Below are 26,393 nucleotides of genomic sequence, written 5' to 3'. Positions count from 1 at the left end.
GATCCCTTTACCCTTGGTCAGTTATGGGGGAACCGCAATGGTTACTTTTTTGGCCAATTTTGGCATTTTAATGTCTATAAGTTCCCACCGTATTTTATTTAATAATATTCGTTGAGTAGAAGGTATCTTATGAAAACCAAAATATTAAGTCGTTTTGTAGGGCTCTTTTTACTCATTCAGTGCAGTTTTATTTTTGCCGAATCAAACGATCGTGAGCGTGAGAACATGAATAGTCAATTTGCAGAACTAATATCCCAATATGAAGAAAGTCTCTTTAATCATTTTCCCGAGCTAGGTTCTTTTTGGGGCAAAGTAGATACCCCGCTTGATCGCTTTACTGATTACTCTCTAAAAGGAATAAAAGAATGGGAAGCGCAAGAAGATCATTTTTTAGAGCAAATTAAGCAAACCGATCTCACCCAACTAAACGAGTCGGAAAAAATTACTTACTCTCTCTTACAACAAACCTTGGAAAATAATAAAAATGCGAGAGTCTGTAAAAGCCAGCTGTGGGATGTTAACCCCGCTTTTGGCTGGCATAATCAACTAGTTACCGTTGCGCAAAAACAACCCGTAGGGAATGACCTACTCCGGCAAAAAGCCCTAAAACGATGGAAAACTTTCCCGCAAGTTGTAGACCAACAAATCGCTAATTTGGGTGAAGGCATGAAAACAGGCTATACGGCCCCAAAACCCGCCGTAGAACGCGTAATTGTGCAAATAAATCTAATGATAGAAGGCAATATAGAAGATTCCCCTTTCTTTGATTTTGCACGCAAAGATAATGATCGTGAATTTCAAAAAGAGATTAAAGAAATTATTGCCACCCAAATAAATCCTTCTCTACAGAAGTATATTGATTTTCTACAAAAAGAATATTTACCCAAAGCGAGGGATTCTATTGGAGTAAGCACATTACCTGAAGGCATTGCCTGCTACAAAGCAAAGTTGAAATTAGAAACTACCTTGGATATCTCTCCAAATGAAATCCATGCTCTTGGGCTTCACTATATAAAACAGTTAAAAAAAGAAGTTGCAGCGATTGGGCTACAAAAATATGAAACGGAAGACATGGCTGAAGTATTTCGTCGTGGGAAAGAGGAATCTTTAAATTATTTTACAAGCGAACAAGAAATATTGAATTATAATAATCAAGCTTTAGACAAAGCAAAGGCAAAAGTTCCTGAATGGTTTGATTTAATGCCCAAAGTGCCTGGGATCATTAAGCCCTATCCCCCTCATCGGGCTAAAACAGGCGCATCGGGAGAATACAATCCTCCAGCGCAAGACGGTAGCACCCCAGGTATTTTTTATATTAATACTTACCAACCAGAAAAAAGAAGCCGCATTGACCAAGAAGCTACTTTATTTCATGAGTTAATACCGGGACATCATTTCCAAATTGCCCTTCAATTTGAAAACACTTCTATTCCGGTGATCAATCGCTATCTCTGGAATGCAGGATATGGCGAGGGGTGGGCTTTATACGTAGAAAGACTCGCTGATAATATGGGTTTATACGAGGATGAAATTTCCCGTTTAGGTATGCTTTCGAATGAATCATTGAGAGCGAGTCGATTAGTAGTAGACACCGGGATTCATGCTTTTGGCTGGACCAGGCAGCAAGCAATAGACTATTTAAGTGAGCATACGGCTTTAAGCAAAAATATAATAGAAGGGGAAGTAGACCGTTACATTATGCTCCCCGGACAAGCCACTTCTTACATGCTCGGTAAACTGGAAATAGAAAACTTACGCGCGTTAGCAAAAGAGAAATTAGCAGATAAATTCGATATCCGCCAATTCCATAACCAAATTCTTAAAAATGGAGTGGTAACTTTACCCATGCTAAGAACACAGATAAAACTATGGCTAAGTAACCAATTAATGTAGTATTTAATGTACCTGGCGCCAAAGCCAACATCCAACTCGAAAGCGCTTTTGGCCAGCTATATTCACTTAAGGATCGTTGTCTGGTCTCAAAAAAACCAGACAACGGTACTACTTTAGAACTACCTCGTAAAGTCCATCACACATGGGGCTTGGGATGGCATAACGTCGGAGCCTGATCTGATGGCCGCTGCGGGGAAAAAAATCTATAAGATTCACCTACACCTATATAAAGTCTAGCCTCTGGTAAAGGTGGTCTAGAGATTCTGGAGAGTAAGGAAGGTGGTGCAGGTACCTCACCTGGGGTTAGAAGAGAATGCTGGACTGCCTCTCCTTGCGCTATTATTGGTTCCGCACCGGTAACCTGACGGGATAGCTGTACATCAGTAGGTGGTACGGGCACTTCCGGTAATATAACAGGTGCTGCAGTTGCGATTGGAAAAGCTACATAATAGACTTGGTTTAAGTCAAATTGTTGGGGTCTTTGAACCTGAACACGTTTAAAAGCGGAGCGATCGGGATTTTCTTCCTCAAACCCCAGTTTATTGACTGCTTTCGTAACTTGCCGAGGATGTTTTCTGCTTGTAGTACTTGTAGGAACTGTTACTTTTGGGGCTTCCTGAGATTGAACCGGTGCTGCGGCTGCAGCTGAATCGTCTCCGCCTCCACTTGACATAGTGAATAGTTCTGATCCAGGCTTCTTAGAGTAATGTGAAGCCCGCGCTTAATAAGGGTTAAAGAGGGTCTCCCCTTTTTTTTTAAATCTTGGGGAATCTCTATTTGTTTAACCTTATTACGGAAATTATCCGAAAATCTTCTTAATCTCTTAACTGTAATATCAAAACCACAAATTTCCTTAAGCACAGCTGACCATTCCTTATATGTCACAGTTTTAGGATAGGGATTCTCAGAGAGTTTTTTCTTCAGAAAAGTTTGTACCTCAACAGGCAAAGTTCTTCGAGGTTCACGTACAACAGGGTATTTGACTGTTTTTGACGTAGGTGCAGGAAACATATATTCTCCAGTAAATAAACAAATTGTTCATTTTATCACACAAATATTAAGGAATTATTAAATAGAGTATGTAGCAATAACAGTGAAAAAGATGATAGGAGCAAGGTTATAATAAAATCCATTTATGTACGTGTTAATGTAGGTTGGAACTCTCAAGATCGTTTTGTTGGGCCGTTGGCACCAACCTACATTACCCCTAACCTCACAATTAAGAATTCGTTGTCTGGAGCCAACAACCAGCCAACCTTACTGCTTTAGATCCACCGCGTTAAATTCCTCGCTTAGGTCTTGAGGCATAACTACGGGACCTGATGCTGTTCGAGAGGTACTGAATAAAGAATAAGGGTTTTGCCCTACTCTTGGAGCCGTTACATAATAGGCAGCTTGCCTCAAATCAGGTTGTTGGGGTTTCTGAACCTCAACGCGTTTAAAAGCAGAGCGATGGGGATTTTCTTCCTCAAATCCAGTTGTGGTGACTGCATCCGTAACTTGCCGGGCATGTTTTCGGCTTGTAGTAACTGTTACTACTATTGGGGCTTCCTGAGATTGAACCGGTGCTGCAGCTGCAGCTGAATCGTCTTTGCCCACACGTGAGAAATGTGCAGCCCGCGCTTTAAGTAGGGCTAGAGAGGGTCTCCCCCCTTTTTTTAACTCTTGGGGAATCTCTACTTGTTCAGCCTGATTACGGTTCATCCGAAAGTTATCTGCATATTTTTTTAATCGCTTAACAGAAATCACAGAATCATATTTTTCCTTCAGCTCAGTTAACAGGGACTGACAGGTGGCAGCATCGGGATAGGGATTTTTTTTAAACTGCGCATTGAGAAATTGCTGTACCTCTTTAGACAAAGGTCTACCTCTAGCAACTGTTACTTTTCGTGTCCCAGATATACCAGATATACCAGATATACCTGGGACAGGGGCGGCTGCAGCCGCTGTGCATCCCTCAGGTGGCTCACAGAATAGTTGAGGACTATGTCGCTTTGAGAAATGGGATGACCGCTCTTCAAGGCGCCGTTGCGAGGGTCTTCCTCGTGTTTTAAATGGATCAGGTATCGCTATTTGCATTTCCCTCCTGCGGATATTCTCTGCAAATTTATATAATTTACGAACTGTAATATCAAAACCATATTTTTGCGTAAGCTCAGTTGACCATGCCTTATATGTCGCAGCATCGGGATAAGGGTTCTGAGAGAGTTTTTCCTTAAGAATTACTTGTACCTCTGAAGGCAACACTCTTCGACGTTCACGTACAACAGGGTTCTTAACTGCTTTGGATGTAGGTATAGGATCCATAAATATTCCAATAAAAAATAAACAAAGTGAGCATTTTATCACGCACATATTAAGAAATAATTAAGTAATTATTCAGTCGATAACAATAAAAGAGGATAGGAGCGAGGTTACAATAATGTTCACAAAAAAAACAATTCATGGAGTGTTTAATGGAAGCAACTGCTTTTAAGACAGTTGCTCCATTAATTCTAAAGCTTGGGCAACAAAATAAAAATTCTTGCGGTGAATATCACAAGGACCTAGCTCTTTTAACTTTTGTTGATGTAATTTTGTACTATAGCCTTTATGGCTGGCAAATGCGTATCCCGGATACACTGCATCCATACGCTCCATTTCTTCATCTCGATGTACTTTAGCCAGAATCGACGCAGCGCTTATATCTTGAATTAATAGATCCCCTTTTACAATGGCATAGCAAGGAATCGAAACTTGAGGTAAATGTTTGCCATCCACCAGAACTTTATGCGGTGTAATAGCCATGTTTTCAACGGCTCTTTTCATCGCTAATAATGTAGCATAATGAATATTTAATTCATTAATTTCTTCTACCTCTGCTCGCCCGTAGGCATAGCAAATGGCTTGCTCTTTAATTTGCTCTGCCAATTCACGGCGGCGAGTAGGTGTTAATAGCTTTGAATCCGTGACCCCTTCAATGGGAGCTTTAAGAATTACAGCCGCAGTTATTACTGGCCCTGCCAAAGGGCCTCTACCCACTTCATCAACCCCTGCAACGAGCATAACAATTTCCTATCTTATTTTTTTTAAAGACAGGCATAATACTCATTTTACGCTGCCTATTCTATAAATATACTGCATTTTCATTCTATAAGGGGGAATGCCCCCGGTCGGTGAAGAATTTTTATAGAACGGCAATAAGCTTTAGGGAGTATATTTCCCTGACTCGTGAGGCGTGAATGTTGAATGCTGCGAGAGGCTAAACAAACTATAAAGCCCTAACAGGGAAGGTGGTGCAGGTATCTTAACTCGTTTAGGAGCGGATTGCGGAGCCTGAACTATAGTTCCCGCATCGATAACTTGGCAGGATTGCTGTCTTACATCAGTAATTGTTACTTGGGGCACTTCCTGTGATATTTCAGGTGCTGCCGCTGCATCCATCTCCCCAAATAACCGAGGATTATGTGTTGCAAAAAGGCTACTCCGCGCTGAAAGAATACCTTGCGAAGGTCTGCCTGGCTTTTTTAGAGAAGTGGGGATCTCAACTCTTCCTTTTTGAAGCTTGTTACGAAAATCATCTGCACATTTTCTTAATTTTTTAACTGAAACCTCAAAGCCGCATTTTTGCGTCAGCTCAGCTGACCATGCTTTATATGTATCAGCATCTGGATAAGGATTATTACAAAGTTGTCCCGTGAGAATGTCTCGTATTTCCGGAGGTATACATTTTCGTGCGCCAACCCTTACTTTTCTATCAAAAGAAGGAGCCGCAGAAGTTTGGCTTAGATCTTTTTCAGAATCTATCTTCTCAATGGGCCTTTTTGACAAACTTCTCATGGAAAGCATACATACTCCGGTAAAAAATAAACAAAGTGATTATTTTATCACAAAAACAGCAAGAAATTATTACATAAGCCCTTTCTGTAATGAATTCTTAGGAGAGCGGAGATTTTTCCGTGGGGATAACGCATTTTTTAGAACGGCTGCTTCTATTAAACCCCAACACTAAAACCAAAAAAACAAACCCACAAAGAGCACAATACAGGCCAAAAAGAATATTATTATGGTTTTGATATAAAATATTTGCCAACTCCACTCCTCCTGCTTGAATAAGCAAGGCCGTCATATTCATAAGTGCCGAGGCGGTTCCTTTAGTCACAGAAGTAACAAAAAGCGCGTAGCGCGTTAATGGAGCGCTGCTAACCGATAATCCGAAAAAATAAACAATTAAACCCGGCATAATATAAAGAAAACTGGCATTAAACAGGAGGGGTAATATATACATCATAACCAGGCTAACTACCGATACTATAGTCCCGGATTTAATCATCTTCTGTAGAGACGTATCTTTCCTTGTCATTTTATGTAGGTACCAATTCCCGACAATTGAAGCGCCGAATACAGGAATTTGCAGAAGACCATAAGTAATTACGGAGAGCTTTGCGTCAGCAATTAATATAACCGGAGCAAGCGCAATCCAGGCTACGCATGGCACCCCGACCACACCTAAAGCAATAGAACTGAAAATAAAATTCTTATTCTTAATTAATTGCAAATAATTAAAAAGAACAACGCGCGGACTTAACGAACTCCTTTGAATCATCTCTCCATCTCTTTTCCTCTGTCCTATCGGTTCTGGCATAAATCGCCATAATCCCCATAAGGCTACAAGGGCAAAGCAACTAATCACTATGAAGATAAACCGCCAATTAAAATAATGAATAAATAAAGCACCTAATACAGGACCTAAAAGAGGCGCTAATATAGAAACATTAGCCATAATGGCAATTAAACGAATCGCATCCATTTCCGCAAAAATTTCTTGCAGAGTCGCGTAACCAATTACCCCAATAAAACAAAGACCCATGCCTTGAAAAAAACGAGCAGCCAAAAATTGTTCCATGGATTGCGAAGCTGCGATAAAAACCGTGCAAATAAAAAATAAAACTGCACCAAAAATCATAACCGGTCGTCGACCGAAGCGATCAGAAAGAGGGCCTAAAAATAATTGTAAGCTTGCCCCACCCAAAATATATAAGGTTAAAGAAGTAGCCACCGCTGATTCCGGCCCATGAAACCCGGAAACCACCTGTATCATGCCCGGCATAATCATATCGTTGGCAATATAGGTGAGAAATTCGTATAGAACCAGAAAGGATGCATACCAATAGGCTTGACGTAAGGAAATATTAATTAAGGGGTTCGACATTCTCTAAATTTCTCTGTAATCATCAATTCAATTTGACCTTTTACTACCCATTTTATTATCATTTATAACTTTTTGCTCTTAATTAATATTTCTTTAAGATTTCCCTGCTATATTTTTATGCAGTTAATAAGAAAAGGTATAATAAAATGGCCAAGAAAGTAAAGACAAGCTCCTTCTTTCACAGTCGTATGCAACAATTTGTAGCCAATCTTTTATTTCCCGTGGGAACGGGTGATTGGTACAAAAGTAAAGGCTATGGTGCGAAGGGAGCTAACCCTAACGATGCCTTTAGCGATTTTATGCATACACAAAAAACCGATTCAAAAGCACAATATTATCAAGCTTTTAAGGGATTAGATTTTAAATTAGACATGGTTCTCTCTAAATTAAGCAATGGTGACTCTTGCGCGCTGGAAGTTTTGGAATGCAAACCACCCGCTATCAATGAAGCAGAAGGCGAGAGAGCAAAGCCGGGAACAGGGAAACATATTGTTTATTTTCCCGGGGCTAATACTTATTATCAAGCTTGCTTTCGCGATATCAGCACGGCTGCTCATGAAACCGGAGCTACCGTACACGCATTTAACTTTCCCGGTACTGGTAGAAGTACGGGCAGGGTAAAAGAAGCAAATGATTTAATCAATGCCGGTATGGCAGTCGTTCTTTCCTTACTTAAACAAGGAGTACATCCTGACGATATTATTTTGCAGGGAGACTGTTATGGTGCAGGCATAGCTCTCGAGGTAAAAAAACAATTTGAAAGCCAAGCCGACGTAAAAATTCGTGTCATTATGAACAATGCTTTTAAATCGTTCAAAGCAGCCGTTTGCGACATGATTACCGAGTCCCCCTGGTTACCCAGTAGATTGAAAAGTATTGTAAAAATGTTATTACAATTTACAGGCTGGCATGTAGCCCCAGGCAAAAAATACGTAGGATCTGATCCCTATCAATGCCATATCCAACACTTGGACGATCAAACTTTAAAAACCTCAACTTTATCAGGAAAAGTAGCTCGGTATAAAGATGAGATGGAAACCGGAGTAACTACTTCAGCGAAAAGGGAAGCAAAAGTAGATACTTGCCCCGAAGAATATAAAGCGGACCGTGATGAATTAGACGCTAAGCACCTGGTTCGGGTAAAACAGTCTGCTAAAAAACGTTTGGGAGAGAAGTTTGGTGTGGATAAGTATGGCAGGGTCAATGCCCATTTTGCCGACCTGTGCGAGCTCGAAATGTTAAACGGTAAATCTGTTTACGAGGGTTTTGTTAACGATTATATAACTCGTTCTGACCGCTATATTCAAAGCAATCCTCAAGTACTCGGGACTAAACAAGTAAAATTTTTAGCCGAAGCCGATTCCATGGAAATTACTCAAGACGATGCCGAAAATATACAATTTGTCACCCAGCTTATTTCTGAAGGGCAAATTAAAAAATTCACACGTTCTGATGAAAACGCTCCTACAGCAATGGACTCTGGAGAAAGAGTGCTTTCTAGATAATTGCAAAATGTGAAATCAGCTTCACTACTTAAAGTATTTTAAAATGTAAGTGACATCAAAAAAGCCTGAAATTGCGGACCGGACTACGTCTCCAGACAATCCGGATCCGTGCTTTCGAATTCCAGAGCATAAGTATAGGGAGGGTTAGGCCTAAAAAAAGGATCACTAATCGCCCACCCTACTACAGCTGCCAATTGATTATTAATATAAAGTAACGGAATTGTATTTCTAAGCCAGGGAGGAACCTTCCATTCTTGAAATAATTTTTTTAACGACTTTGTTTGGCCATGCCAAATAAATCGCTCTCCTTGCTCACGAAACCTTACCTCAAGATGACTGTATGGAGGAACAAAAAGGCCGGACTGTGCTTTTTTTCCACTTAACTTTTTATTGCCAACCTGTATGGGTCTTGGAAAATTTTTCCACGCCATATTCTGGAAAGGTTCTTCTTTGCCTTTAATACTATACAACGTATCTTGAAATCGTCTTATGGCAATATCATTCCACTGCACACATGCTTGCGAGTCTTTTTCAGAAAAAATAACTTGCTCAATAATTCTTTGCAAAAGATCGGCAGAGCGTAACTTAATCTGATTGTTTTTAAGCCAAGTGCGTAAAACATTTTTTAACCTGGACTCAGAAAGTTGGCTTAAGTCTACTAATGAGAGGGTTTCCTTCCTATTTTTTAAATCAGGACAATCCACACGTGCAAGCTCTTCCAGATTGAGTTTGGCCTCTTGGCAGTGCATAGCTGTCCTACTCAGACTCTCGGAAAGTGCCGGCCATTGTATTTTTAGCTGAGGGATAATGGTTTGACGCAAAAAATTTCGCGCAAATCGGGGATCTTGATTGCTCGGATCATCTATCCAATTTAAAGTATTTTCCGCAGCATATTTTTCTAATGTACTTCTGGATAAGTCTAAGAAAGGCCTTATTAATTTGCCTATACTAAACGTTTGTACTGGAGCCATGGCAGCCAATCCATCCACACCAGCTCCTCTGAAAAGGTTTAATAACAACGTTTCTGCTTGATCATCTTGGTGATGAGCCAATACCAAAGCATCCTCTTTTTTTAGCAAGGAAGAGAAACATTCGTAACGAGCCTTTCTGGCATTTTCTTCAATATTACAGGAGCGATCAAATTGAACTTTTTTAGTAATCAAAGGTATGGAATGGGCTTTGCAAAATAGCTGGCAATGCTCAACCCAATGGTTGGCATTTACAGATAACCCGTGGTGTACATGAACAGCACAAAGTTTTTTTTTCAAAGAAGGCACTTGATTCAGGGCATACAGCAAAACAGTGGAATCAAGCCCTCCGCTATAACCGATATAAATTTTATTGCTGTGCTTAAAAATTTCTAGAAAATAACTGGAAACTAGCCCGTTACTCACTCGCACCCATCTTCATAAATTTTTGATAACGATTATTTAAAAGTGTTTCGGTGGATAGCTCTTTTAAATAGGTAAGCTCATCTACCAATACCTGCTTTATTCTGCTAGCCATTTCAGCCACATTTCGATGGGCTCCACCCAAAGGCTCGTCAATTACCAAGTCAACCAACTTATTTTCATAAATTTTGTCAGCGGTAATACCCATAGCACGCGCTGCTTCACTGGCTTTGGCTGGATCCTTCCATAAAATAGACGCACAACCCTCTGGGGAAATAACTGAGTATATGGAGTATTTAAGCATGATTACTCTATCCCCTACTCCAATGGCTAAAGCACCGCCTGAGCCTGCTTCTCCTGTAACTACACATAAAATAGGGGTCTTAAGTTTAGACATTTCCATTAAATTGCGAGCAATGGCTTCTGATTGATTCCTTTCTTCGGCGCCAATTCCGGGATACGCTCCTGCAGTATCAATAAAAGTAATAATAGGTAAGTGAAATTTTTCCGCTAGTTTCATCAAACGCAGTGCTTTGCGGTATTCTTCAGGTCTTGCCATACCAAAATTTCGATAGACTTTTTCTTTGGTGCGTTTCCCTTTCTGGTGTCCCAGAACCATTACTCCTTCGCCGTTGAGACGTGCCAGTCCTCCAATAATAGCGGGGGCAGCGGAATAATGCCTATCACCGTGTAATTCTTGAAAATCGGTAAATAAATGTTCAATATAATCGGTAGTTTGTGGCCGCAAAGGATGTCTAGCCATTTGCGCAACTTGCCAAGGCTCTAAACTAGAAAAAATATTTGCAGTCAATTCCTTACATTTTGTTTCAAGACGAGCAATTTCTTCACTTAAATTGACTTCATTATCAGTCCCTACCATGCGTAAGGCTTGAATTTTTTGGTTTAATTCTTCAATGGGTTGCTCAAAGTCTAAAAATTGATGACTCATTGGTGGCTCTTTGGTTAACGGCAGCTATGTTATACAATAACATCGAATTATACCCATAAGTTATTTTCAAAGCCACATGTACTATCCTGAATCCCCTTTTCCATCAGCATTTTCTCTTAACCCGCAAAGAATAGACATTTGGCGATTTTCATTAGCTGAACTGCCTTCCCAAGCCCTAATTGTACTTAACAATGAAGAAAGGGACAGGGCAAAACGATTTCATTTTAAGCACCATCAGCGCCGTTTTATAGTCAGCCGCTCTATGCTGCGAGCCATTTTATCTAAATATTTAAACCTTTTACCTTCGGAGGTTATTTTTGAATATAATTTACATGGCAAGCCGGCGGTAAAAAATTCCCCTTTTATACAATTTAATCTAACGCACTCTAAAGATTTGGCACTGTTAGCTGTAGGTAAAGACTTTCCTTTAGGTATAGACATAGAATACTTCTCTCCAAGACCTTACTTGGGAATAGCCAGGAATATTTTCTCAGCTAAAGAAACACTCGCTATAGAAAAAGAAAACCAAATATTGCAACCTTTAAGTTTTTTTCACATATGGACGCAAAAAGAGGCCTTAATTAAGGCCTGTGGTCTTGGATTAAGCTACCCCACAGAACAATTTGATTTACCTCATTTACCTGGTGAAGAAATTTTACTGATTGATCCTAAATTTAACCTATCATGGAAAATTAAAACCTTTATGCCAGAATCAGCCTGTTCAGGGGCTATTTGTTATAATCCAGCTGTAGAAAGGATTGATTATTTTAAAGCAACATACGAAGACTTTTTATGAAAAAATTAACAAGCTTGGAAATTACCTTACTCAATCAATTAGGTGACGGCGCATGCCATAGTGGTAAAGACTTAGGCTTACTGTTAGGGGTAAGTAGGACAGCTGTCTGGAAACATATAAAACAACTCGCTACGATGGGCTTAACTATCAATAGCTTACCTCAAAAAGGCTACCAGCTGAATGGCCCTTTGACTTTATTAGACTCGAAAGTCATACAAGCGCTGTTACCCAAGGCTTTAGTCAATAACTTTGTTTTTCATATTTATGGCTCAATAGACTCTACCAATCTTTATTTAAGAAAAATCCCTCCTACTGACAGTGTGGAGGTATGTTGTGCAGAAACCCAGACAGAGGGTAGAGGCCGCTTTGGCAGAAAATGGGTTTCACTTTTTGGGGAAAATATTTATTGCTCTAGTCGCTGGCAATTCCATAACGATCTCTCCTGTCTCTCGGGTTTAAGCTTGATCGTAAGCCTCGCATTAATTAAAACACTGACTTCTTTTACCTCTGAAAACTTATTTATTAAGTGGCCGAATGACATTTTATGGAATAATAAAAAACTATGCGGTTCACTAATTGAAATTAACGGAGAAAGTCACGGAGGAGCTGAAGTCATTATTGGCATTGGCTTGAACGTTAACACTAATACCCAAACAATTACCCTAGCCGACAAACCCTGGTGCTCGCTTTTGGAAATAACTCAGAAACATTTTGATAGAAACGCAATCATTGCCAAACTATTAACCACTCTCTCGGACTATCTCTCCCGCTTTTCTCAAGAAGGGTTATTAACATTCATGGACGAATGGAAAAAATACGATTATCTCTATGGCAAAAAAATCACCCTAAGTCACATTTCTGGAAAATACACAGGAATAGCACAAGGAATAAATGAGTTAGGCCAACTCAAACTCAGGGATGACCAAGGTGTTTTACATTTATTATCATCAGGAGATACTTCAATTAGAGAGCAATAATCACTTTACTTTTGAAGAATTAAGATAACTAAAGCCCGCAATTGATATCCTTGTTCCATCAGGAAAACTTGCTACCAATTCAAGTTTAGCTCCAATAGAAGATAAATAGTTTCGCAATGTTGAAATGTAAATATCGTTCCTTTTCTCAAGTTGGGCAATACTTGGTTGTTTTATATTCAAGGCTTTTGCTACTTGATTCTGAGTAATATGTCGAGCTTTCCTTATATCCTCCAAATCCATTTCTGCAAGCATTTCAGCAGCTTTGGCACCAGCTGCAATTTCAATATCTTTAGAAACCTTTCCAATAAGCTCTGATAAGGGTTTAGCCATATTAAGTACCTCAATTAATCTATTAAAGACAAGTGATTTAAAAACTCTTGCTCAGCAATAGGGACCATCATGTCATAAAAACGCTTCTTTCCCGTTTTATTACCGCCACACAACAAAACTGCGTTTCGTTTTGGATCAAATGCAAAGAAAACTCTGTATGGTCTTCCTTGATGCTGTATGCGTAATTCCTTTAGGTTCTTTACTTGTCTTGTGTGCTCTATAATGTCAACGTGCAGCCGCCCTAAATTTGGACCCTTTACCTCGAGTAATTAACTATAGCTAGCACACTAATTTGTATCTGTTCATTCAACGATAAAAATCATTCATCAAAACGCTCTACTGTTAATACCGTCCACATTGCAAGCTAATCCGTAAGTAAAATATAGCTTTCACGTTATATAACATCAAGGTTATATTAAAAATAACTTAACTCCGGTATTACAGTAATAGCCAAAATGAACCGTTACCATGAAGAGAGTGATATGAGAGGGATTTAAATTTCAGAATTATTTGTTGGATAAATTGAAAATAATATTAGAGGTTTACATTTATTATCATCAGGAGATACTTCAATTCAGGCGGACTTTAAGGACTGCCCCGACAAAGCCGGGACAGCAGACTGTGATGTATAACTTTAAGCCGTTTCGTCGGTGTCGTTGTCACCTTGTTTTTCTTGCTGTATACGTAAATAAATTTCTTCGCGGTGAACAGAAACATCTTTCGGTGCATTAATCCCTAAGCGTACCTGGTTACCTTTTACACCTAAAACAGTGATATTTACATCATCACCAATAATTAACGTTTCACCAATTCGTCTAGTCAAAATCAACATGACTTATAATCTCCCTAACTAGCAGCTGCTTAATCTTCCATAGATAACTTCCATGGTACTCTGCAACTAAAACTGAAGTAAAAAAAACAATCAAATTTAACTGTCTGATTGTATTTTAACGAATCTTTCTTAACGCAACCTTAAGGAAATAAATATATTTGCTTGTTTTTATCCTAATATTGCACAGATAAATCTGTTTTCTATTAAGTTAACTTCCCTGCTTTATATTTAATAGCAAGCAAAACCAATGGAACGTAAGCAATTAAGAACCCTGAAATTCCCTCTACATACTCTTGGCTGACTAAAAAAGCCAAGGGCAGTAACCAAAAAATATTTATTCCTAAAATAGCTAATGTAACTTTACTGTGACTCTCAAATTTCTGTGTGGCATGTTGATAAGCATGGGTACGATGCGCCTCAAATAACTTGCGTTTTTGCATAGCACGTCTGATTAACGTTATCGTGGCGTCAACGATAAACACACCTAACAAAATCAACCAGCTCCAAAACAATTGCGGCAAATAACCAGCTGCCTGTATTGATAAAATTCCTAACGTTACCCCTAAAAAGCCACTTCCCACATCGCCCATAAAGATGCGGGCGCGCGGAAAATTCCAATAAAGAAATCCAGCTACTGCAACAGCTAATGCCAAGGGCAAAATGTAGGTATCGCTTCCATTTACCCAATATAAAAGAGCACCACCCAGGCAAACACTAAGGGCTTCCATACCGGCAAGACCATCTATCCCATCCATGAAATTATATAAGTTCAGTAACCAAACAAGATAAATAATTGCAACGAAATTGGCAAGTAAACCAGGTGAAAAATTCCAAGAAAAAATTTTAACTGCCGGCATTCCACCCAGCCAGTACAAGGCAAAAGCACTTGCGGCAAAATGTGCCAGCAAACGGTATTTTGCAGACATGGAGTAGAGGTCGTCCCATAAGCCTATAAAAGCAATAAACAAACCGGACAGCAAGCACATTAAAAGAGGAACCGTGATAAAATTTAACCAATATATAATAATCGCAATACCTGAAAAAGAAACAACGAATCCCAAACCGCCTCCTCGTGGAGTAGGAATAACATGAGAGCTCCTTGCATTAGGAATATCCAGCATATTTTTTTGCAATGCCATATGGCGTATATACGCTGTTATTAAAAACGAAAATAAAAAAAGAAGTGAAAGTATGTAAGGCATAAATATATTAAGTAAAAAGGTCCGCATATAATATCTTAGTACATGACAATTTTTAAAATATGCAAAACTGTCATCCCCGCGAAGGCGGGGATCTATTGTAGCTTAGTATTGCGGCATGCCAGAAACTAGATCCCGCCTTCGCGGGAATGACACGCCATTTTGTCATGTGTTAATATGATATAGTGAAATCTTTATTATTTCACCCGATAATGATACTCTCTTTTCTTATTATCTTATGTTTTAATAATGTCATCCAGAACCACTATTTGGAAATTATTAGAATCTCACGCATTAAATAGCAAGATTTCTAATCATACTGCAACCCCAAGAACTGCAACCCATCCTGCCTTGCAACTTGATTATACCGGTCAAAATTTAACTGATGAAACCTTGCAGCTATTATTCGCCCTGGCAGACGCCTGCTCTTTACAGGAAAAAATAAAAGGTTTATTCAATGGAGATATCGTTAATCCCACTGAACATAAGCCCGCATTACACACTGCCTTGCGCGCACCTGAAACTAAGTCCGTTTTTGTAAATAACGAAAATATAATCCCCGCCATTCATAAAACCTTAAGAGAGATGGAGGAAATCGCCAATAAAATCCGTACCCGGCAATGGCTGGGGTTTAGCGGAAAACCCATTGAAAATGTGGTTAATATTGGTATTGGGGGCTCTGATTTAGGGCCCAGGTTTTGTATAAATGCCTTAAGTGACTATATTACTGAGGGAATTAATTTTCATTTTATTCAGGATGCCGACCCTAAACGTTTTGAAAAAACCGTAAAAAACTTAAACCCTGAAACAACTCTTTTTATTATTGCATCCAAGTCTTTTACGACTCAGGAAACCTTATTTAATGCAAAAAAAGCTATAGCCTGGATTGGAGAAAACAATTTAAAAGAACACTTTATTGCAATTACCGAAAAAATAGAAAGAGCTAAAGAATTAAAAATTGTCCATGTACTGCCCATTTGGTCCTGGGTGGGCGGGCGTTACTCTTTTTGTTCGGCGGTAAATTTGATAACTGTAATTGCTTTGGGAGTCCCTCATTTTAGAGAAATTATCGCCGGTGCGCGTAATCTCGATCAGCACTTTACCACCACCTCTTTCGAAAAAAATGTACCGGTATTGTCGGCGCTTATTGGTCTTTGGAATACTAATTTTTTAAATATTAACAACCTATTGCTGTTAACTTATGCCCAAGAATTGGAGTATTTTATTCCTTTTGTACAGCAACTCGAGATGGAAAGTAATGGCAAATCCATCGATAAGGAAGGGAAGAAAGTCAATTACCCCACCTGCCCAATCCTATGGGGTAGTTCTGGAAATCAAGCTGAACATAGCTATTACCAACTCCTTTGTCAGGGAACGCATAAAATTACCGCCGATCTAGTAACTTTACAAAACTATGAAAATGAATTAATAGGCGCTTCAGTAAGGGGTAAAAAACATGTTTTTCAGATGGTTAATGTCCCATTTACTCAGATAATATTGAAGGACTGCAGTCCTTTTACCATAGGGGCACTCGTAGCATTTTATGAACACAAGGTTTTTGTTCAAAGTGTTTTATGGAATATAAATCCCTTTGATCAACCAGGGGTTGAAGACGCAAAAAAATTTAAAGTATAAAATTCTTGTTAAAAAATTGTATAATTTACTCCCTTATTAGTTTTGGACATCTGATGCAAATTAAAAAAGCAGTTTTTCCTGTTGCCGGGCTCGGTTCCCGATTTTTACCTGCTACCAAGGCCAATCCCAAAGAAATGCTGCCCATAGTGGATAAACCGCTCATCCAATACGCCGTAGAAGAAGCCGTGCGGGCGGGTTTAAATCATATGATATTTATTACCAGCTCTTCAAAAAGAGCCATCGAAGATCACTTTGATAACCATTTTGAGCTAGAAGCCCGTCTCGAAGAACAAGGTAAAGAAAACTTATTAAAAATAGTAAAAAATGTTTCTCCTCCTGGTATAAAGTTTACTTATATTAGACAAAACCAACCTCTTGGCTTAGGCCATGCCATTTTATGCGCTGAACATGTAATTGGTGATAATCCGTTTGCGGTTCTTTTAGCCGATGATTTAATTGACGAGAGCCAACATCCTTGTTTAAGTGCGATGACTAATTATTTCAGAGAAAATGGTCAATCATTAGTGGCGGTCCAATCTGTTGCAAAAGAAAACGTGCGACAATATGGTATTGTTGAAGTGAGTCATTCTTCTCATGTAATTTCGCAAATTAAGAACGTAGTAGAAAAACCAGCCCCTGAACAAGCACCTTCAAATCTGGCAGCGGTGGGAAGATATATCTTTAACTCTGACATTTTCCATTATTTAAAAGAAACTAAACCAGACAACCGGGGAGAGATACAGTTAACTGATGGTATTCAACAGCTACTGAAGGAAAATGTGGTCCTTGCTTATCAATTTGCCGGGAAACGGTATGACTGTGGTTCGAAATTGGGATACCTGAAAGCCACTGTAGAAATGGCATTGAAACACGAAGAGGTAGGCAAACATTTCAATGAATACCTAACATCGATGCAGACGAAAATGCCCTCGTTAGAGGAGATTTAAATCAGAACCTCCGTTCACTGGAAGTGTTCATTTTGATATTCCTCTATCTGAAGACATGTTTTAGTATAAAGATCTTCTCTATTTTCAAAAGCTCTATACCACTCTACGGTCTTTACTAACGCAGTCTCGAGATTCCAATGGGGCGTCCAGTTTAATTTGTTTTTTGACTTGGTACTATCCAAAGTTAAAAAATAAGCCTCCTGAAATTCCGCATCCTGGTAATTAATAGATAATCGCCTGCCCCATAGCTCTTGCATTTTCTCAATTATCCACCCTACCGGTTTTGCATCTTCCCTATTTGGACCAAAGTTCCAAGCCTGGGCATATTCTTCAGAAGTAAAAAGCGCTTCGGCAAGATGAAGATAGCCATTTAAAGATTCTAAAACATGTTGCCATGGACGCAGAGCGTTAGGGCTTCTTATATTAAGCGTGGTATTCAATAAAAAACTTCGAACTATATCGGGAATAAGACGTTTTTCTGCCCAATCCCCTCCCCCGATAACATTGCCGGCGCGAACAGAAGCTAAACGAACCAATGACTCGGGGGAGCTAAAATAAGACTTTTGGAAAGCATGCGTGACTAATTCAGCACACCCTTTGCTATTACTATAAGGATCATGCCCACCTAACCTGTCACTTTCTTGAAAAGGTTTTTGTTCCTCATTGTTTTCATAGCACTTATCCGAAGTGACATTAACAATGACCTTAAATTGTCGACTATGTCGGGCCGCTTCGAGCAGGTTTACGGTCCCCATTACATTAGTGGAGTATGTTTCGACAGGGTTTTCATACGAATATCCTACTAAAGGCTGGGCAGCCATATGAAAAATAATTTCAGGCTCAAATTCACAAATAACGCTTTTTAAAGAATTAAAGTCACGAATATTGCCCAGTAAGCTGGTCATCCTTTTCGCTATATTAGCTAATGTAAATAAGTTGGGTTCGGTAGGAGGATTCAATGAAAAACCAACGACCTCTGCACCAAGCCGTTGTAACCATAAAGATAGCCAACTGCCCTTGAATCCAGTATGCCCAGTAATAAGGACTTTTTTATTTTGCCAAAAAGAAAATTTCATTACCAAACTTTCCAAGGGGCTTGTTTGCTTTCCCACAACTGTTCCAAGTACATTTTATCTCGTAAAGTATCCATGGCATACCAAAAATCTTCATGCTGAAAAGCTGAAATTTGATTGTCCTTGGTAAGCTGCTCCATTGGCTCTCTTTCCCAAGTCGTTGAATCATCAGCTATATATTCAATAACTTGAGGGGCCAGTACAAAAAAACCCCCATTGGCCCAACCATTGCCACCATAAGGCTTCTCTTGAAAGTTAATAATTTTATTATTTTCAATATTAATCGCGCCAAAGCGAGCAGGAGGCTTAATTGCTGTAACCGTAGCTAATCTTTTTTGACTTTTATGGAATTGAATAAGCTTGGTGATATCTACATTGGAAACCCCATCGCCATAAGTAAAACAAAAATCTTCATTATCCAAATGATGACTGACCCTTTTAAGACGCCCTCCGGTCATTGAATTCTCGCCCGTATCAACCAAAGTAATTTTCCAAGGCTCAGAGTAGCTTTGATGGATAAAGGTTGTATTTTCTTTCATGTCTAAAGTTACATCAGACATATGATAAAAATAATTAATGAAATATTCTTTAATTAGATATCCTTTATAGCCCAGACAGATAATAAATTCGTTAATATTGTGGGCAGAATAAATCTTCATAATATGCCAGAGTATTGGTTTTCCCCCAATCTCAATCATGGGTTTAGGTTTTAAAATAGTTTCTTCGCTAATACGTGTTCCCATCCCTCCAGCTAAAATGACCGCCTTCATTACTTATCTCCCTTTTATTTGCCCTTTATAAAACGCTTGTTTTTTCTGATACGGTAAATACAAAATTTCTATTTCCCAGATAGCTTAATAAAGATGTTATTCCCACCGTAACCATGCCATTTATAGAAATATTCTGTATGAAAATACTAAAAACTTTAAGCAGAAAAATACTAATTAAAAAAGTTACACAATACAAAGCAAAAAATTTAAAAATGAGTTTATTATTTTGCTTCTGGAATACCCATTTAGAAATCATTTTAAAATTAATTAATATACCCATAAACCAGGCAAATGACATGGAAACGGTACTATTAAACCCTAATTGAATAAAAATAAAAAATATCAAATAACTTAATAGCGTATTCAGCCCTCCGACTAGCAAAAAACGAATAAATTGTGCGTGTGTTAGTTGACTTAGCATTTGCATTTGCATGTTCATTTCAAAATTCACTTTAGAAAAGATTTTGTGTTTAAGGGTTTTCGTGAAACCGTAAAATATTGTGCACCCAGAGGAAGCCAACGTAACTGGCGATCAATTTTCCTGAAAAAAGATTTATCAAAAGGAGTGAACAAAATATAGGCACTTTTTATAGTAACCAATCCCGCCTCTTTAAGTAATTTGTTCATTTTTTTGCATCTAATTAAGGTAGCATTCTCATCTAAAGGGCATTCTTTTACAATTTTTACAGTAATCGGGTTTAATGGGTTATGCTCAAAAATCACAACTAAACCATTGGGCTTTACCACCCTTTTTACCTCTCTTAAAAAGCTCACCCATTGGTCAGGCGGTACGTGATGCATTACACAAATAGCATACGCCATGTCAAAAGAATTATCCTTATAAGGCAAGTTATAACCATCATAAACCTGGTAGCTAACTTGTGTATTCATTGCGCTGGCAATTTTTATCACAGAAGCAGCCACGTCCACCCCGGAGAGATTTACTGGTTGATTTTTAGCTAAAAGGAAAGGATGGATTAAACCATGCCCACACCCTACATCTAAAACGCTAATTTTATCCGAAGAAAAGCTTTCATTTTTTAAAATCTCAGTAAGATATTCCGCTTTAACCTTCGTATAAAATTCGTGAGATTGTCCCGCAAAGGCCAACGCTTCATTAATTTCATCAGAATAAACCTCTGAGTATGCGTCAAATTCGGTGCCAGAGTCTTTTTCAGGTGTATGGTTTAGCATGGTTATTCGGTCTCAGGTAAGGATAAATTGATTGATTTTTCAATGATAGTAATCGGGTGATAACGTAATTGTTTATATATTCTTCCCAGGTACTCTCCAATAATTCCTAGGAAAACCGCATTCAGTGAGGTCGAAAACAAAATTAATACTACCTGCGTGGTAAATCCGAGTGGCCATCTACCATTTGCTAATAATAACTTCCCGAAAAGATAAAACATTGCTAACAAGAATGTAAACGCGGCCACTATCACTCCAATGATGGAAGCCAAACGAAGAGGAACTATTGAATGACTCACAATACCGTCAATGGCGAGGCCAAACAATCGAAATAAGGGGAATTTACTTTTGCCATGTTTTCGAGCTTGCCGCTCATAAGCGAATTCAGTTTGGCGAGCTGCCAGCATAGAAACAAGACCCCTAACATACGGAGTCGCGTCATGAATCCGTTGAAGTTTATTGAGAACAGACCTGTCGACCAGACGAAAATCACCCCCATCAATTGCCAGGTTATCTTCAGAAATACGTTTAAGAAAACGATAAAAAAATTTGCGGGCATTCTGCAATAAAAACCCTTCTTCTCGCTTACTACGTCTTCCTACTACCACATCATGGCCCGCTTCCCAATGCAATAATAAGGTATCAAATAACTCGGGGGAGTCTTGTAAATCACAATCCAATTGAATGGCAGCATCCCCGCGGGCCAATCGATATCCTGTTAGTAATGACTTATTAAACCCAAAATTTCGAGTGAACCTTGCAATGCGTACTCTCGGATCGAACTCAGCAATAGACTGTAACTCCGCATAAGTGTTATCCGTGCTATGGTTATCTGTAAAAATAATTTCAAAATCATAATTATTTTGTAATTTATTTTCAAAAACTTCTTTAACAGCTTGATAGGCAAATAAAATATTACCTTCTTCATTAAAAACTGGAATTATTACTGAAATAAGTTTTTTATTTTTTTCTTCGCATGGACTAGATAGGGTATTTGCATGTATGTCAACGGAAAGAGTATTTTGCATTTTTGATCCCTAATTAATTATTAGTACCTATAAGTGCGTAGCTATCTAAAGCAGTAGCTTTCCCTGGCTAAGAAGGTCAATTACGTAGTTAGAAAAACTAATTTGCTCTTCAAGATCATGGGCGCGATGATAATCCCCTTGTTTGGCCAGTTTTGGCAAAAAAACATCAATCAATAGATTTCGTGTGATATCGTCATTGCCTGATAAAGGATGCCTTTCTATTAGATGTTGTTTTTGAATTTTTTCTAATAATGCTGAAGCTTGATCTGTTAGATCAATCGCCTCCATACAATTTCCGATATACAAACACCATTTGCTTAGTAATGAGGGATTATGGATCACTTCAAAAAAACTACCGAAAGCTGCCTTTAATGGTTTACTATCACGCCATTGGCACTCCTTGATTTCTTTATTGTTGGTTATTTTTCCAGGCTCATGAGAAAAATCCAAAGTGAGCGCGCCCTCATTGATAGCAATCAACCTTTTTCTTTGTTCAGCCCGGCGGGACAGTAAAATATTTACTGGCTTTAGGCCAATCTCTAGTTTTAGTTGCACCGAGCCAATGGGTTGCAACAAAACACTATTCAATTTTAGGGCTTGTTTTGGCCACAACACTTTCAATAAAGACCAACAATGCTGAAAGCTGTCTCCCAATATGGGGGTATATAAATCTCCAAATTTTTTTTCGCCGTATCTTACTTCGCAGAAAGGGTCTTCCCAGGTTATCTCAATGTCTGAAATTGAAATTCCCCTAAAATATTGAGAGAAATCTTGTAGGTAACTTGCATAAGCAAATTCAAAATTAACACCCACTGGTGTGCCCATCTTTTTACTTAAAAATAAGAGTTCCTGTGCTTCGCTGAGATTTTGACAAAAAGGTTTTTCTGAAAGAACAGGTATCTTTCTGGAAAGGCATTCTCTAATAAAATACGCATGAGAGTATGATGAGGTTGCAATAATAGCCGCTTGAGGTTTTTGCTCCCAAATATTGGAGTTTGACGTAAGAGTTATATTCTGCAGTTTAGAAGACTTTAGCCACTCAATATTGCTTAAATAATTATTTTTAGATACCCAAATTATTTGTATATTTGGATAATTATCAGCCAAAACACCAAGTAGGACGCGGGCCCACCGGCCCCCGCCAAATAAGCATATTGTATTAATCATTATGCAATGATCTTAAATTCAGGCATAGGCATCACAAATTTAGAGCGTAGCCCCCTCTCTCTTAACTGTTTCATAATAGGTTCTGCATAGTGCCACGCAAACAAAATAACATAGTCAGGTTGTTCATCAATTAAACGCTGATTATTTACAATGGGAATGTGAGTGCCCGGTAGATATTTATTTAACTTCAAGGAAGCGGGTTGCTCAGCTAAATATGGTAAGAGATCAGGTCCAATACCGGCAAAATTTAACAACGTACTGCAGCGACCGGGACAAGAATTCCCAACAATGGATATATTTTTTTGATTGCATTGAATAATAAATTCCAGCAACTGATTTTTTAAAGCAATGGATTTTTGACAAAAGGTCTTATAGTAATCCGGATCTGATAAGCCTATTCTTTCTTCCTTTGCGAGAAGTTCGTTTACAGAAGCTTTAGGGGTATGATTTTTCCCTTTTGCAACACATACTCGAATGTTCCCGCCATAGCGAGATACTTCTGTGGCATCAATTACGGTAAAATTGTAGTAACTAAAAAGCGTTATTAACGAACGTAACGAATAAGTACGTAAATGTTCGTGATAAATGGTATCAAATTGCAATCTTTCCATAATGGGAATTAGATAGTGATTCTCAAGGACAAAAAAACCATCATCAGCTACTAAAATCTCAAGTCCTTCTATTACATCCCCTAAAGCTGCCATGTGGGCAAAAACATTGGTGGCGGTAACTAATTTAGCTTGGCCTGACGTTTCTACAATTTGTTTGGCAACTTGTTGATTAAAAGGAGAATGAATTGTCTCGATACCATCTTCGTTAGCAATATGGGCAATATTGGTAGGCTCTACTCCTATTACCCGCATACCTCTTTTTTTGAAGCCTGATAATAACGTACCGTCATTGGATCCAATATCAGATACCAAGCTATCTGGGGCAATATTTAAGTTTGTAATCAGATCGATTGCCATTTGTTCCTGATAAGCTGCTAACTCTCTGGTAACTCCAGTGCGATAGGGGTAATTTTGATGATACACAACATCACCGGGGACAACATAGTTGAGCTGGGACAATGTACAGTCCTTACACCAAAATTGTTGTAGAGGATAAAACTGCTCAGGCTGACTTAATTGTTCTTTAGTTAATAAACTATCGCAAAGAGGCTGATTACGTAAATCCATAACCAATTCTAATTTTTTGGAACCACAAACTTGGCAATGATTTAATGGACCGGATGAAAGATTATGGTTTGGACGGGTATTTATTGAATGATTAAACACAAAGCAACTCCTTGCTATCCTTTGAATTGAAAAGAAGATACTTTAGGATTTATTAAAAGGCAAGGTCTATTCCGCATCTGGGGAGTCAGCTCATTTTTGCAGGCTCCGTGAGGTATTGTCCAATCACAATACCAGCGAGTTCTCTGTAAAAATGCGCCGGTTCCTCAGATTGCGCATGCATCGCGTGATGTTTCTTTGTGTTGCTATTTGTCTTTTGAAATTAATAAGCTACCATCTTGCTTTCGTTACATGGCAAATATAAACAAGTGGCTTTAAAAAAAGGATTGTTACTGAAGGACATAAACCAACCATGGAATAATTCATTTTATTCCACGATAGCAATTTGTCTTTTGGCAAGCTTAACAGCTTCTTTAATAATTTATTCCATCTTTTATCATTATGCCGAAACGATATGGTCTTTTTATACGCCGGTTGATCTAAAGTTAATAACACCCTACTTGCGACATTGGGTAATGCATGATGGAATTGAAACGTATGCAATGTATGTTTTAGTTTTTATTTGTATTCTTTTATCCTCATTTTTATATTTTATTTGTAATTATTTCTTAAAAAAATATAAAAACATACATCCTTATTTACTTATTTTATTTCTTTTTTTATTACTCATTTGCACTGCACTATTTTTTTTTCATGTAGGTTTTCCATCCTCCTATCAAAGAAATTGCTGCCTATAAACGGATAGTGGCCTGTGAGATTATTGTATTACTTTGTGTAGCGGTTCTGATAAAAATTGCCGATTTACCTAAATATTGGTCGCTTTCTTTAATTGCTATTGCTTTACTTCCTATCTGCTTTCTTTCTACCTCTGCATATAGCACCTTTGATTATAGCTATATTTTCTTTCCCGCTTTGCGATTAAATAGTGGGTTTGGAATTAAGGAAATTTACTTTCAATACGACCTATTTATGTCTTTATTGGCTGCTTTGTGGATGAAGCTCCATTTAGACATTAATAACTTTCGTGTTTTGGGGCAAGTCTCTATATACCTTCTTCTAATCGCTGAATTTTTATTAGCACGTAGTTTATTTAGTACAAAGAAATTGCCCTATTTTTTACTGGCCACTTTAATTCTTATAAAAATCTACAGTTACATTGTTGACCCGACATTCTGCATACAGCTCACCCCTTTACGTTTGGATTTCTGGATTCTTCCTCTGCTCTTGGTGAGGTGGCGGGGCAGTTACAGTATTTTCATTGGACTGACGCTTGCACTACTAAACATTTTTCATAGAAATTTTGGATTCCTTTACACGCTAAGTTATCTCGAATTTATTTTTGTCTTATTCCTCATTGATCTCGTGGAGGTTTATTCCGCCAAACGCTCTCTATATATATTAATTAAAAAATATTTTTTATTAACTTATCCTAACTTAATTCTTATAGGGTCTTCTTTAATTTTAGATTATTTTATTTTTGGAGGACTCACACCCGAAAGTGCCATATTGTATCAAAAACTGGGGTTTGGATTTATGCGAATTGCACCCAATTCCTTTTATTGGTATGTACCTTTTTTATTAGCCATGACCTTCCTGTTATTGCTTAATCAAAGAAAAACTATTTCAGCCCCTTATTTTTCTACTGGTGTCTTTCTTATTTTTCTAAGCGTAGCAAATTCTGTTTATTTTTTTGGTAGAAGTCATGAAAGCAACATCATCCATATTTCCGGTTCTTTAATATTTCTTGTTTATATGTTAATGGATTTACTATATGAAAGATTTACCCTATCGGTTGAAAATCGAGAGTTAAAAAAGAGCAGCTTATATTTATATACCAAGCATTTTATTGGGTTATTGCCTCTCTTATTTATTATGCTTATCACTTACTTTTATTCTGAAAGAATATTAAGAAACGTAACCATTCACGCAAAAAACTTACAATCATTGCAATTTACGTACCCCAACTCTATTACAAAAAAGACTACCGATATACGCGGGATTACAAATAATAGTAATAAAGTGTATTTCATGGGCCAAGGAATAGCTGACTTTTTTTACTACTATTATGGGAATTATGTTCCTCCGGGCTATTTTTTACCATTTGTTGCGTGGCCGTATAAAAAAGATGCCGTAGATTTTCTGCAAAATTTAATTAATGAAAATTATTATATTGTGGTAAAGCAAAACGAAATGCTTTTTGGAAAAGAAATGATTGAAGCGTTAACCTATCATCATAGTTTTGATAACCAGGAATATAAAGTGCTCTGGAAATAAGCCAACTGAA

General features: G+C 38.2%; 26 protein-coding genes and 1 pseudogene. 9 read left to right on the top strand and 18 right to left on the bottom strand.

The features are described 5' to 3' along the window. Position 1: 1 nt before the first annotated feature. Positions 2 to 115 (top strand): annotated as a pseudogene (locus EL206_RS06645) (FtsW/RodA/SpoVE family cell cycle protein); the annotation flags it as partial. 14 nt (positions 116 to 129) lie between these two features. Then, positions 130 to 1,893, top strand: a complete 1,764-nt coding sequence (locus EL206_RS06850) for a DUF885 domain-containing protein (RefSeq protein WP_232048531.1) — start codon at positions 130 to 132, stop codon at positions 1,891 to 1,893. Between the two features lie 136 nt (positions 1,894 to 2,029). Here the strand turns inward: EL206_RS06850 and EL206_RS06845 are convergent, their stop codons facing one another. The 5 genes from EL206_RS06845 to EL206_RS06825 all read right to left on the bottom strand — a co-directional run bounded on the left by EL206_RS06845 (position 2,030) and on the right by EL206_RS06825 (position 7,084). After that, the gene (locus EL206_RS06845) at positions 2,030 to 2,566 is read right to left on the bottom strand and encodes a hypothetical protein (protein ID WP_058461753.1); all 537 of its coding nucleotides are present in this window, start codon (positions 2,564 to 2,566) and stop codon (positions 2,030 to 2,032) included. 584 nt (positions 2,567 to 3,150) lie between these two features. Continuing rightward, on the bottom strand, positions 3,151 to 4,200 hold the full coding sequence (locus tag EL206_RS06840; RefSeq protein ID WP_058461754.1) for a hypothetical protein: 1,050 nt from the start codon (positions 4,198 to 4,200) through the stop codon (positions 3,151 to 3,153). 165 nt (positions 4,201 to 4,365) lie between these two features. Next, positions 4,366 to 4,938, bottom strand: a complete 573-nt coding sequence (gene rnhB, locus EL206_RS06835) for a ribonuclease HII (RefSeq protein ID WP_058461755.1) — start codon at positions 4,936 to 4,938, stop codon at positions 4,366 to 4,368. Between the two features lie 141 nt (positions 4,939 to 5,079). After that, the gene (locus EL206_RS06830; protein ID WP_131739713.1) at positions 5,080 to 5,712 is read right to left on the bottom strand and encodes a hypothetical protein; all 633 of its coding nucleotides are present in this window, start codon (positions 5,710 to 5,712) and stop codon (positions 5,080 to 5,082) included. Positions 5,713 to 5,809: 97 nt separating this feature from the next. Continuing rightward, positions 5,810 to 7,084, bottom strand: a complete 1,275-nt coding sequence (locus EL206_RS06825; protein WP_058461757.1) for an MFS transporter — start codon at positions 7,082 to 7,084, stop codon at positions 5,810 to 5,812. 146 nt (positions 7,085 to 7,230) lie between these two features. Between EL206_RS06825 and sdbB the strand changes: the two genes are divergently transcribed. Next, complete coding sequence (gene sdbB / locus EL206_RS06820) at positions 7,231 to 8,589, top strand: Dot/Icm T4SS effector alpha/beta hydrolase (RefSeq protein ID WP_058461758.1); 1,359 nt, start codon at positions 7,231 to 7,233, stop codon at positions 8,587 to 8,589. 83 nt (positions 8,590 to 8,672) lie between these two features. Here the strand turns inward: sdbB and tilS are convergent, their stop codons facing one another. Together tilS and EL206_RS06810 are read right to left on the bottom strand one after the other, a co-directional pair. Continuing rightward, positions 8,673 to 9,983: a tRNA lysidine(34) synthetase TilS gene (gene tilS, locus EL206_RS06815; protein ID WP_065310928.1), complete on the bottom strand. Its 1,311-nt coding sequence runs from the start codon at positions 9,981 to 9,983 to the stop codon at positions 8,673 to 8,675. Further along, on the bottom strand, positions 9,976 to 10,929 hold the full coding sequence (locus tag EL206_RS06810) for an acetyl-CoA carboxylase carboxyltransferase subunit alpha (protein ID WP_058461759.1): 954 nt from the start codon (positions 10,927 to 10,929) through the stop codon (positions 9,976 to 9,978). The genes tilS and EL206_RS06810 overlap by 8 nt, the downstream gene beginning before the upstream one ends. A gap of 76 nt (positions 10,930 to 11,005) precedes the next feature. Here EL206_RS06810 and EL206_RS06805 point away from each other — a divergent pair, with 76 nt between their 5' ends. Both EL206_RS06805 and EL206_RS06800 read left to right on the top strand, forming a co-directional pair. Beyond that, the gene (locus EL206_RS06805; protein WP_058461760.1) at positions 11,006 to 11,725 is read left to right on the top strand and encodes a 4'-phosphopantetheinyl transferase family protein; all 720 of its coding nucleotides are present in this window, start codon (positions 11,006 to 11,008) and stop codon (positions 11,723 to 11,725) included. Next, the gene (locus EL206_RS06800) at positions 11,722 to 12,702 is read left to right on the top strand and encodes a biotin--[acetyl-CoA-carboxylase] ligase (protein WP_058461761.1); all 981 of its coding nucleotides are present in this window, start codon (positions 11,722 to 11,724) and stop codon (positions 12,700 to 12,702) included. Before EL206_RS06805 ends, EL206_RS06800 begins: the two co-directional genes overlap by 4 nt. Here EL206_RS06800 and EL206_RS06795 read toward each other — a convergent pair whose 3' ends face one another. The 4 genes from EL206_RS06795 to EL206_RS06780 form a co-directional block, all read right to left on the bottom strand. Next, positions 12,703 to 13,032 carry an XRE family transcriptional regulator gene (locus tag EL206_RS06795; RefSeq protein WP_058461762.1) on the bottom strand — a complete coding sequence of 110 codons (330 nt, stop codon included), beginning with the start codon at positions 13,030 to 13,032 and terminating at the stop codon, positions 12,703 to 12,705. Positions 13,033 to 13,046: 14 nt separating this feature from the next. Then, positions 13,047 to 13,253 (bottom strand): type II toxin-antitoxin system RelE/ParE family toxin, encoded by a 207-nt coding sequence (locus EL206_RS06790; RefSeq protein WP_331879716.1) that lies wholly within the window; start codon positions 13,251 to 13,253, stop codon positions 13,047 to 13,049. 413 nt (positions 13,254 to 13,666) lie between these two features. Continuing rightward, a complete protein-coding gene (csrA, locus tag EL206_RS06785; protein ID WP_058461763.1) occupies positions 13,667 to 13,864 on the bottom strand; it encodes a carbon storage regulator CsrA in 198 nt (65 codons plus the stop codon). Between the two features lie 203 nt (positions 13,865 to 14,067). Further along, on the bottom strand, positions 14,068 to 15,066 hold the full coding sequence (locus EL206_RS06780; RefSeq protein WP_058462370.1) for an MraY family glycosyltransferase: 999 nt from the start codon (positions 15,064 to 15,066) through the stop codon (positions 14,068 to 14,070). Positions 15,067 to 15,312: 246 nt separating this feature from the next. Between EL206_RS06780 and EL206_RS06775 the strand changes: the two genes are divergently transcribed. Continuing rightward, entirely contained in the window at positions 15,313 to 16,698 is a 1,386-nt protein-coding gene (locus tag EL206_RS06775; protein WP_058461764.1) for a glucose-6-phosphate isomerase, read from the top strand. A 53-nt stretch (positions 16,699 to 16,751) separates the two neighbouring features. Further along, complete coding sequence (galU, locus tag EL206_RS06770; protein WP_058461765.1) at positions 16,752 to 17,645, top strand: UTP--glucose-1-phosphate uridylyltransferase GalU; 894 nt, start codon at positions 16,752 to 16,754, stop codon at positions 17,643 to 17,645. A 14-nt stretch (positions 17,646 to 17,659) separates the two neighbouring features. On the opposite strand, the gene rfbG is transcribed toward galU, so the two are convergent. Genes rfbG through EL206_RS06735 form a run of 7 tightly spaced genes read right to left on the bottom strand, consistent with a single transcriptional unit; the run spans position 17,660 to position 24,151 of the window. Beyond that, complete coding sequence (rfbG, locus tag EL206_RS06765; protein ID WP_131739711.1) at positions 17,660 to 18,721, bottom strand: CDP-glucose 4,6-dehydratase; 1,062 nt, start codon at positions 18,719 to 18,721, stop codon at positions 17,660 to 17,662. After that, complete coding sequence (gene rfbF, locus EL206_RS06760; RefSeq protein ID WP_058461766.1) at positions 18,721 to 19,488, bottom strand: glucose-1-phosphate cytidylyltransferase; 768 nt, start codon at positions 19,486 to 19,488, stop codon at positions 18,721 to 18,723. Before rfbF ends, rfbG begins: the two co-directional genes overlap by 1 nt. Before the next feature lie 25 nt (positions 19,489 to 19,513). Beyond that, entirely contained in the window at positions 19,514 to 19,927 is a 414-nt protein-coding gene (locus tag EL206_RS06755; protein ID WP_058461767.1) for a GtrA family protein, read from the bottom strand. A gap of 8 nt (positions 19,928 to 19,935) precedes the next feature. After that, positions 19,936 to 20,682 (bottom strand): class I SAM-dependent methyltransferase, encoded by a 747-nt coding sequence (locus EL206_RS06750; RefSeq protein WP_058461768.1) that lies wholly within the window; start codon positions 20,680 to 20,682, stop codon positions 19,936 to 19,938. 2 nt (positions 20,683 to 20,684) lie between these two features. Further along, positions 20,685 to 21,707 carry a glycosyltransferase family 2 protein gene (locus EL206_RS06745; RefSeq protein WP_058461769.1) on the bottom strand — a complete coding sequence of 341 codons (1,023 nt, stop codon included), beginning with the start codon at positions 21,705 to 21,707 and terminating at the stop codon, positions 20,685 to 20,687. A gap of 45 nt (positions 21,708 to 21,752) precedes the next feature. Then, on the bottom strand, positions 21,753 to 22,874 hold the full coding sequence (locus tag EL206_RS06740; RefSeq protein WP_058461770.1) for a Gfo/Idh/MocA family oxidoreductase: 1,122 nt from the start codon (positions 22,872 to 22,874) through the stop codon (positions 21,753 to 21,755). Then, positions 22,874 to 24,151: a class I SAM-dependent methyltransferase gene (locus tag EL206_RS06735; protein WP_058461771.1), complete on the bottom strand. Its 1,278-nt coding sequence runs from the start codon at positions 24,149 to 24,151 to the stop codon at positions 22,874 to 22,876. The genes EL206_RS06740 and EL206_RS06735 overlap by 1 nt, the downstream gene beginning before the upstream one ends. 266 nt (positions 24,152 to 24,417) lie before the next feature. Between EL206_RS06735 and EL206_RS09985 the strand changes: the two genes are divergently transcribed. Together EL206_RS09985 and EL206_RS06730 are read left to right on the top strand one after the other, a co-directional pair. Then, positions 24,418 to 24,846, top strand: a complete 429-nt coding sequence (locus tag EL206_RS09985) for a hypothetical protein (RefSeq protein WP_165476672.1) — start codon at positions 24,418 to 24,420, stop codon at positions 24,844 to 24,846. Positions 24,847 to 24,853: 7 nt separating this feature from the next. Then, the gene (locus EL206_RS06730; RefSeq protein WP_058461773.1) at positions 24,854 to 26,383 is read left to right on the top strand and encodes a hypothetical protein; all 1,530 of its coding nucleotides are present in this window, start codon (positions 24,854 to 24,856) and stop codon (positions 26,381 to 26,383) included. Positions 26,384 to 26,393: the final 10 nt, after the last annotated feature.

This window comes from Legionella adelaidensis (genome assembly GCF_900637865.1).
Taxonomy (GTDB): domain Bacteria; phylum Pseudomonadota; class Gammaproteobacteria; order Legionellales; family Legionellaceae; genus Legionella_A; species Legionella_A adelaidensis.
This window is presented reverse-complemented; position numbering and strand designations above follow the sequence as displayed.